Annotated in this window: 3 protein-coding genes, 1 tRNA gene and 1 rRNA gene; 4 read left to right on the top strand and 1 reads right to left on the bottom strand. The window is 69.6% G+C overall.

The window, feature by feature from the left end; genetic code table 11:
• The 3 genes from rrf to ACIPK4_RS34820 form a co-directional block, all read left to right on the top strand.
• Window positions 1–93, top strand: a 5S ribosomal RNA gene (gene rrf, locus ACIPK4_RS34830); the annotation flags it as partial.
• 5 nt (window positions 94–98) lie between these two features.
• Window positions 99–174: transfer RNA gene (locus ACIPK4_RS34825), tRNA-Thr, on the top strand.
• Between the two features lie 147 nt (window positions 175–321).
• Entirely contained in the window at window positions 322–936 is a 615-nt protein-coding gene (locus tag ACIPK4_RS34820) for an HdeD family acid-resistance protein (RefSeq protein ID WP_402320481.1), read from the top strand.
• Window positions 937–954: 18 nt separating this feature from the next.
• Here the strand turns inward: ACIPK4_RS34820 and ACIPK4_RS34815 are convergent, their stop codons facing one another.
• On the bottom strand, window positions 955–3,540 hold the full coding sequence (locus ACIPK4_RS34815; protein ID WP_402320478.1) for a SpoIIE family protein phosphatase: 2,586 nt from the start codon (window positions 3,538–3,540) through the stop codon (window positions 955–957).
• A gap of 168 nt (window positions 3,541–3,708) precedes the next feature.
• Here ACIPK4_RS34815 and ACIPK4_RS34810 point away from each other — a divergent pair, with 168 nt between their 5' ends.
• Entirely contained in the window at window positions 3,709–9,240 is a 5,532-nt protein-coding gene (locus ACIPK4_RS34810; protein ID WP_402320475.1) for a HAMP domain-containing protein, read from the top strand.
• Window positions 9,241–9,467: the final 227 nt, after the last annotated feature.

The following is a 9,467-nucleotide window of genomic DNA, read 5'->3' as shown; positions in this document are numbered from 1 at the left end:
ACGCCCGGTTACATTCCGAACCCGGAAGCTAAGCCTTTCAGCGCCGATGGTACTGCAGGGGGGACCCTGTGGGAGAGTAGGACGCCGCCGAACAACCCGCCCTTTTAGCTCAGTCGGTAGAGCGTCTCCATGGTAAGGAGAAGGTCAACGGTTCGATTCCGTTAAAGGGCTCCATCGAAAAGGCCCCCGCCATCTGGCGGGGGCCTTTTTGCGTTGGCGGACCTCACCACCCCTGGCTAAAGTGGGCTGGAAGGGTAAGAAAGGTACGACCGGCGGGTTCGACGTGCCCCTTGGGCCCGTCCGGCCGGCCTGGGAGGCGCGATGTCCCTACCCCCCGATGCGGCGGTACCGCACCCCACGCAGAGCGACCCGGAAGACGTCCTCAAGCAGGTCGGAGCCTCGTGGCGCTGGGCGCTCGGCTTCGCCCTCGCGACCTTGATCCCGGGCATTCTGGTACTCGTATGGCCCGATGAGACGCTGCACATCCTGGCCGTCATCATCGGTCTGCAACTCCTCGTCGCAGGAGTCTTCCGATTTGTGACGGCCTTCTCGCACGGCAACGACGGCGGCAGCAGAGTCGCGAGCGTCCTGGTCGCCCTGCTGGCGTTCCTGGCCGGCGTCCTCGTACTGCGGCATCCCCTGCAGACGATCGGGGCACTGTCCCTGATCCTCGGAGTGTTCTGGCTGCTGACCGGAGTGCTCACGGCGTACGTCGCCATCGCCGACCGGGGCCTCGTCCACCGGGGTCTGCTCTTCGGCCTGGGCGTCCTCGGTACCGTCGCCGGCATCGTCGTGCTCTGCTTCCCGGTCGACTCCGCGGTCGCCCTCACCCGGCTGCTGGGGCTGTGGCTCGTCCTGCTCGGCGTCTTCGAAGTGGTGATGGCGTTCGCCCTGCGTTCCGCCACCCGCGGCTTCAGGTCCAGGCCTCCGGCGTGAGCCCCGGCCGCGGCCCGGCTACTCGCCCTCGCGCGGCTGCGGAACGCGGAAAGCGAGGATCGCCATGTCGTCCGAGGCGGGTTCCGCCGCGAAGCGTTCCACCGCGCGCAGGACGCGGGCGGCGACCGCGCCGGCGGTCAGGCCCGTGCAGGTGGTGAGGACGTCCGCGAGGCCGTCGTCACCGAGCATGCGGGTGCCCTCACGGCGCTCCGTGACGCCGTCCGTCACACAGAGGAGCACGTCACCGGGGTCCAGCGTGAGGGTCTGCTCGTAGAGGTCGAGGTCGTCGATCACGCCCAGCAGTGGCTGCGGGTCAGCGGCCGGGGTGACCTGCCCGTCCGGGCGCAGGCGGAGCGGCAGCGGATGCCCGGCGCACACGACCTTCATCAGGGCGCCGCCGTCGGGCTGCGGGTGCAGCTCGCCGTACAGGAGCGTGAGGAAGCGGCTGCGGGCGCCCTCGTCGAGGATGGCCGCGTTGAGCCGTTCCAGGACCGCGGGGCCGCCGAGGCCCTCGCGGGCCAGGAGACGCAGGGCGTGCCGGGCGAGACCGGTGACGGCGGCGGCCTCCGGGCCCGTACCGCAGACGTCGCCGATGGCGAAGCCGTACGCGCCGTCACGGATCGGGAAGACGTCGTAGAAGTCGCCGCCCACCTCGTTGCCCTCGCCGGCCGCCCGGTAGATGACCTCGACCTCCATGCCGGGGATCGCTGGCGAGCCGGGCGGGAGCAGGCTGCGCTGCAGGGAGCGGCTGATGGCGGTGCGCTCGGAGTAGAGGCGGGCGTTGTCCAGGGCGAGGGCGGCCCGGCGGGAGAGGTCCTCGGCGAGTTCGAGGATCTCCTGGCGGAAGTGTTCCTCGGACGGCTTTCCGAGCGTCAGCATGCCGATCACGCGGTTGCGGGCCAGGAGCGGCAGGACGACGGTCTCCCCGCCGACCGCGAGCGCCGTCTCGGGCCAGGGGCGGGCGCCGGCCTCGCGGACCGGTTCGGGCGGGCTGACGCGGGACAGCAGGGCCTTGAGGCCGTCGATGCGCTCCTCGTCCTCGTGCAGGACGTACGAGAGGTAGGGGTCGGAGGACTGGTCGGCGATGGTGTAGACGGCGCACCAGGTGGCCAGCGTCGGGACGGTCATCTGGGCCATGAGGGCCAGGGTCTGGTCCCGGTCGAGGGTGCCCGCGAGCAGGTCGGAGGCCTCGACGAGGAAGGACAGTGAGCCGCGGCGCAGCCGTTCCAGCTCGCCGAGGCGGGCGGACTCGACGGCGAGGGCGATGCGGTCGGCGGCGAACTGCAGACGCAGGGCCTCGGCGTTGGAATAGCGCCCCGGGTTCTCGGCGGCGACGCCGAGCGAGCCGGTGAGCCGGCCTTCGACCTTGAGCGGAACGGTGATCACCGAACGCATGCCGGTGGCCTCCAGGAGCGGGACGGCTCCGGGGACGGCGGCGAGGTCGTCGTGGACGGCGGGCATGCGGGCGGAGCCGTACCGGTTGGTGCCGGCCTCGACGGGGACGCGGGCGAAGCGCTGGCGGGTGGAGGGGAGCCCGGTGGTGGCGCGTACTTCGAGCTCGGTCTCGTCGTCGGTGGCCAGCAGCAGGAACGCGGAGTCGGCGTCGAGCATGTCGCGGGCGCGTTCGACGGTGCGCTGGAGGAGTCCGTCGAGGTCGTCGGGGGCGGGGGAGCCGATGAAGACCTCGAAGGGGTCCACGGGTCGGGGCTCGGTGAGCTGGAGGCTGTCGGCGGAGGCGACCCGTACGGGGGTCTGGAGCAGGGCCCGCTCGTCGTCGTGGACCAGCAGGCAGACGACGGAGGGCTCTCCGTGGGCATCGCGTACCCGCAGGTGCGAGGCGTAAACGGGGATCACCCTGCCGTCGGCTCCGCGGATGCCGTAGCTGCCCTCCCAGCGCGACAGGCGCAGCGCCTCGGCGATGCCGGTGCCGGTGCCGGGGGTCTGGGGCCAGGCGGCGAGTTCGGCGAGCGGGCGGCCGACGACCTTCTCGGCGGAGTAGCCGAAGACGTGCTCGGCGTCCTCGTTCCACGCGGAGACGGCGTCGGAGGCGTCGATCTGCAGGACGGCGACGCGGACGCGGGTGTCGGCGAGGGGAAGCAGGCGGTCGGGGACGACGGGTCCGGCGGAGCGGGTACCGACCGGCCGGTCCGGGAGGTCGAGCCGGAACCACACGTGTTTGTGGGTCGCGGTGTACTCGACTCCCCAGCGGGTGGCGAGGGCGGCGCAGAGCATCAGCCCGCGGCCGTTCTCCCGGTCGGGGTCGGCGTACGGGCGCTCGCCGGGGTGCTGGAGCGGCAGCTCGCGTTCGGGGTACCGGTCGGCGATCTCGACCCGGACCCCGTCGCCGGAGCGCAGGCACAGGACCTCGGCCCTGGTGCCGGCGTGGACCACGGCGTTGGTGACGAGCTCGCTGGTGAGGACCACGGCGTCGTCGACGATGTCCGCGAAGCCCCATCCCTGGAGGGTGTCGCGGACGAACGCGCGGGCCGCGGCGACCGAGCGCCCGAGGGGGTCGAAGCTGGCAGCCGCCCGAGCGGTGATCACGAATCTCCTTCGACGCGGTTGGACATCGGGTGCCAGGTTACTTACCTTCGCGGGCGGCATGGTGCGGTCGTCCGGGATTCCACCCGCAGGGTGCGGCCGGTGTGCGATGGTGCCGAAGTGTTATGGCCGGGTTCGGCCAGGGTGAAACACTGGGCAGGATGGAACAACCGGGCGTGCGACTCGCCGGGTGTCGGTGGAACAGCGGTCGACCCTTTCGGGAGGGACACGGTGGAGTCTGGCGCAGCGGTGCGGCGTACGGGAACGCGCCCGAAGGGCGGGAGGTCCCGCCGGAACGGCACGACGGAAGTCGACACCGCCGCCCTGAACCGGCTGCTCACGGCCCTGGTGTCGATGCGGGACGGGAATTTCCGCAAGCGGCTGACGGTGTCCGGCGAGGGCGTGATGGCGGAGATCGCCGCCGTCTACAACGAGGTCGCCGACCGGAACCTCCATCTGACCGGAGAGCTCTCCCGGGTGCGGCGGATGGTGGGCCGCGAGGGGAAGCTGAGTGAACGGCTTGAAACAGGTGCCTGCGAGGGCTCCTGGGCGGCCGCGATCGACGCCTCGAACCAGCTGGTGGACGATCTCGCGCGGCCGGTGTCCGAAGTGGGCCGGGTGCTGTCGGCGGTTGCCGAGGGCGATCTGGACCAGCGGATGGACCTGCGGACGCAGAGCCCGGACGGGGTCGGGCATCCGCTGCGGGGCGAGTTCCTGAAGGTCGGGCGCACGGTCAACAACCTGGTCGACCAGCTGTCCGCGTTCACCGACGAGGTGACGCGCGTGGCGCTGGAGGTCGGTACCGAGGGCAAGCTCGGTGGTCAGGCGCAAGTGCGCGGAATGTCGGGCTCCTGGAAGGATCTGACCGACTCCGTCAACACGATGGCGTACCGGCTCACCGCCCAGGTGCGTGACATCGCCCTCGTCACGACGGCGGTGGCGAAGGGTGATCTGTCACGCAAGGTCACGGTGCACGTGGCCGGCGAGATGCTCCAGCTGAAGAACACCGTGAACACGATGGTGGACCAGCTGTCGTCGTTCTCCTCCGAGGTGACCCGCGTGGCCCGCGAGGTGGGCACGGAGGGTGAGCTGGGCGGTCAGGCGAAGGTGCCCGGCGTCGCCGGCGTGTGGAAGGACCTGACCGACTCCGTCAACACGATGGCGGGCAACCTGACGGCCCAGGTGCGGGGGATCGCGCAGGTCACGACGGCCGTCGCCAATGGCGATCTGTCGCAGAAGGTACGGGTCAGCGCGCGCGGAGAGGTGGCGCAGCTGGCCGAGACGATCAATCAGATGACGGAGACGCTGCGCACCTTCGCTGACGAGGTCACCAGGGTGGCCAGCGAGGTCGGGGCGAAGGGTCTGCTGGGCGGTCAGGCGCAGGTGCCGGGTGCGGCGGGGACGTGGAAGGACCTCACCGATTCGGTGAACACGGTCTTCCGCAACCTCACCACGCAGGTGCGGGACATCGCGCAGGTGACGACGGCGGTGGCCAACGGCGATCTGTCGCAGAAGGTCACCGTGGACGTGGCCGGGGAGATGCTGGAGCTGAAGAACACCGTCAACACGATGGTGGACCAGCTCCAGTCCTTCGGCGCGGAAGTGACGCGTGTGGCCCGTGAGGTCGGCGTCGAGGGTGAGCTGGGCGGTCAGGCGCAGGTGCCGGGTGCGGCGGGGACGTGGAAGGACCTCACCGATTCGGTGAACACGGCCTTCCGCAACCTCACCGGCCAGGTCCGCAATATCGCGCAGGTGACGACGGCGGTGGCCAACGGCGATCTGTCGCAGAAGGTCACCGTGGACGTCTCGGGCGAGATGCTCCAGCTGAAGAACACCGTGAACACGATGGTGGACCAGCTGTCGAGCTTCGCCGACCAGGTCACACGGATGGCGCGGGACGTGGGCACGGAGGGCCGCCTCGGCGGCCAGGCGCGCGTGGAGGGGGTGTCGGGGACGTGGAAGGAGCTCACCGACTCCGTCAACTTCATGGCCGGCAACCTGACCTCCCAGGTGCGCCAGATCGCCCAGGTGACCACGGCGGTGGCCCGCGGCGACCTCTCCCAGAAGATCGACGTGGATGCGCGCGGCGAGATCCTGGAGCTGAAGAACACCATCAACACGATGGTGGACCAGCTGTCGGCCTTCGCGGAGCAGGTGACCCGGGTGGCCCGGGACGTGGGTACGGAGGGCCGCCTGGGCGGTCAGGCGCAGGTGCCCGGCGTGGCCGGCGTGTGGCGCGACCTCACGGACTCGGTGAACGGCATGGCCGGGAACCTGACCTCGCAGGTGCGCAACATCGCGCAGGTGGCGACGGCGGTGGCCCGCGGTGACCTGTCGCAGAAGATCGACGTGGATGCGCGCGGCGAGATCCTGGAGCTGAAGAACACCCTCAACACGATGGTGGACCAGCTCTCGAACTTCGCGGAGCAGGTGACCCGGGTGGCCCGTGAGGTGGGCACCGAGGGCATTCTGGGCGGTCAGGCCGAGGTGAAGGGCGTCTCGGGCACCTGGAAGGACCTCACGCAGTCCGTCAACTTCATGGCGAACAACCTGACCTCGCAGGTGCGCAACATCGCCGAGGTGACGACGGCGGTCGCGATGGGCGATCTCTCCAAGAAGATCACCGTGGACGCCAAGGGCGAGATCCTCGAACTCGTCACGACCGTCAACACGATGGTCGACCAGCTGTCCTCGTTCGCGGAGCAGGTGACGCGGGTCGCCCGTGAGGTGGGTTCCGAGGGCATCCTCGGCGGCCAGGCCCGGGTGCGCGGGGTGACGGGCATCTGGAAGGACCTCACCGACAACGTCAACCTGATGGCCAACAACCTGACGTCGCAGGTGCGCAACATCTCGCAGGTCTCGGCGGCGGTGGCCAACGGTGATCTGACGAAGAAGGTCACGGTGGAGGCGCGCGGCGAGGTCGCGCAGCTCGCCGACACGGTCAACACGATGGTGAAGACCCTGTCCTCGTTCGCGGACGAGGTCACGCGCGTGGCCCGCGAGGTGGGTACGGAGGGCCGGCTCGGAGGCCAGGCGCACGTGCCGGGTGTGTCCGGGACGTGGAAGGACCTCACCGACTCGGTGAACTTCATGGCCTCCAACCTCACCGGTCAGGTGCGGCAGATCGCCATGGTCACGACCGCCATCGCCAAGGGCGACATGACCAAGAAGATCGACATCGATGCGCGCGGCGAGATCCTGGAGCTCAAGACCACGATCAACACGATGGTCGACCAGCTGTCCTCGTTCGCCGACCAGGTGACCCGGGTGGCTCGCGAGGTGGGCACCGAGGGCATCCTGGGCGGCCAGGCGCGGGTCCGGGACGTGGACGGCACCTGGCGCGACCTGACCGAGTCCGTGAACGAGATGGCGGGGAACCTGACCCGGCAGGTGCGCGCGATCGCGGCCGTGGCCACCGCGGTGACCCGCGGTGACCTCAACCTGAAGATCGACGTGGACGCGTCGGGCGAGATCCAGGTCCTCCAGGACAACATCAACACGATGATCGCCAACCTGCGCGACACCACCTTGGCCAACAAGGAGCAGGACTGGCTCAAGGGCAACCTCGCCCGGATCTCCGCCCTGATGCAGGGCCGCCGCGAACTGGACGACGTGGCCTCGCTCATCATGAGCGAGCTGACCCCGGTGGTCTCGGCGCAGCACGGCGCGTTCTTCCTCGTCCTGCCCACCGGCGGGAGCACCGAGATCGGGGCGGAGGGCGGCCCGGACGGCTCGTACGAACTGCGGATGCGCGGGAGTTACGCGTACGCGGGCGGTCAGATGCCCATGTCCTTCCGGCCGGGGGAGGGACTGATCGGGACCGTCGCCGAGGAGAAGCGGACGATCCTCGTCGAGAACACCCCGCCCGGTTACCTGAAGATCTCCTCGGGGCTCGGGGAGGCACCGCCGGCGCACGTGATCGTGCTGCCGGTGCTGTTCGAGGGGAAGGTGCTCGGCGTCATCGAGCTGGCGTCCTTCCAGCCCTTCACGCAGATCCAGAAGGACTTCCTGAGCCAGATCGCCGAGATGATCGGTACGAGCGTCAACACGATCAGCGTCAACTCCAAGACGGAGATGCTGCTCAAACAGTCGCAGGAGATGACCGAGCAGCTGCGCGAACGCTCCGACGAGCTGGAGAACCGGCAGAAGGCGCTCCAGGCCGCCAACGCCGAGCTGGAGGAGAAGGCGGAGCTGCTGGCCCAGCAGAACCGGGACATCGAGGTGAAGAACACCGAGATCGAGGAGGCCCGGCAGGTCCTGGAGGAGCGTGCCGAGCAGCTCGCGGTCTCGATGCGCTACAAGTCCGAGTTCCTGGCGAACATGTCGCACGAGCTGCGCACGCCGCTGAACTCGCTGCTGATCCTGGCCAAGCTGCTCGCCGACAACGCGGACGAGAACCTGTCCCCGAAGCAGGTGGAGTTCGCGGAGACCATCCACGGGGCGGGTTCGGACCTGCTCCAGCTGATCAACGACATCCTGGACCTGTCGAAGGTCGAGGCCGGGAAGATGGACGTCTCGCCGACCCGGATCGCGCTCGTGCAGCTGGTGGACTACGTGGAGGCGACCTTCCGGCCGCTGACGGCGGAGAAGGGGCTGGACTTCTCGGTGCGGGTCTCCCCGGAGCTTCCGGCGACGCTGCACACGGACGAGCAGCGGCTGCTCCAGGTGCTGCGCAACCTGCTGTCGAACGCGGTGAAGTTCACCGACACCGGGGCGGTGGAGCTGGTGATCCGGCCGGCCGGTTCGGACGTGCCGACGGCGATCCGGGAGCAGCTGCTGGAGGCCGGTTCGCTGCGGGAGGCGGACGCGGACCTGATCGCCTTCTCCGTGACGGACACCGGGATCGGGATCGCGGCGAGCAAGATGCTGGTGATCTTCGAGGCGTTCAAGCAGGCCGACGGGACGACCAGCAGGAAGTACGGGGGCACCGGACTCGGACTGTCCATCAGCCGGGAGATCGCCCGGCTGCTGGGCGGTGAGATCCATGCGGCGAGCGAGCCCGGCCGCGGGTCCACGTTCACGCTGTACCTGCCGCTGCACCCGAGCGAGTTGCCGCCGCAGGGGTACGCGCCGCCCACGCCGGGGGGTGCGCGCGCAGAGGTGTACCGCAGGCAGGCGGACGCGGCGCGGCCCGCGCTCCCGGCGGCTCCGGCGGCGCCCGTCCCCGTACCGCAGGCGCAGCCGCAGCACGCGCGGCCCGGGCTGCCGACGGGTGAGCCGGCCGGTCAGGGGCAGGGCGGCGCCGCGCTGTTCCGGCGGCGGCGCAAGGCGCTGAGCGACCTGGAGCCGCGTACGGCGGTGCCGGGGCAGCCCAACGTGCAGGGACCGGAGGACGGTTGGGCCAATCCGGAGCAGGAACTTCCGGTGGTGCCCCGGACGTACGACTTCCACGGTGAGAAGGTGCTCATCGTGGACGACGACGTCCGCAACGTGTTCGCGCTGACGAGCGTGTTGGAGCAGCACGGGCTGGCGGTGCTGTACGCGGAGAACGGCCGGGAGGGCATCGAGGTCCTGGAGCAGCACGATGATGTGACCGTCGTGCTGATGGACATCATGATGCCCGAGATGGACGGGTACGCGACGACGTCGGCGATCCGGCGGATGCCGCAGTTCGCCGGCCTGCCGATCATCGCGCTGACGGCCAAGGCGATGAAGGGCGACCGGGAGAAGGCGATCGATTCCGGAGCGTCCGACTATGTCACCAAGCCGGTCGACCCGGACTACCTGCTGTCGGTCATGGAACAGTGGATGCGGGGCAAGTGACCGGCGGGCGAGCGCTCTGATACCAATTGCTGACTGACTGTGGCGAAAGCGGTGTGGAAGGGCGGGAAGCGGGGAACCTTCTGCTCTCCCACACCGTTTCTGCTTCGTGCACAGTGACATCTTGGTGACAGGGTGTGGCGATCTCGGGACTGGGGCTACGATGACCGGCACAAGGACGGACGGCGTAAGGATGCCGTCCTCTTCTGGGGCGGGGCCCGGCGTACAGG

Source organism: Streptomyces sp. NPDC086989, from assembly GCF_044745505.1.
Classification (GTDB): Bacteria; Actinomycetota; Actinomycetes; order Streptomycetales; family Streptomycetaceae; genus Streptomyces.
This window is presented reverse-complemented; position numbering and strand designations above follow the sequence as displayed.

What these genes read in the sequence shown, in the direction of transcription:
- ACIPK4_RS34820 (WP_402320481.1), top strand. Translation starts at nt 322, where the DNA reads ATGTCCCTACCCCCCGATGCGGCGGTACCGCACCCCACGCAGAGCGAC.
- ACIPK4_RS34815 (WP_402320478.1), bottom strand. Translation starts at nt 3,540, where the DNA reads ATGCCGCCCGCGAAGGTAAGTAACCTGGCACCCGATGTCCAACCGCGT.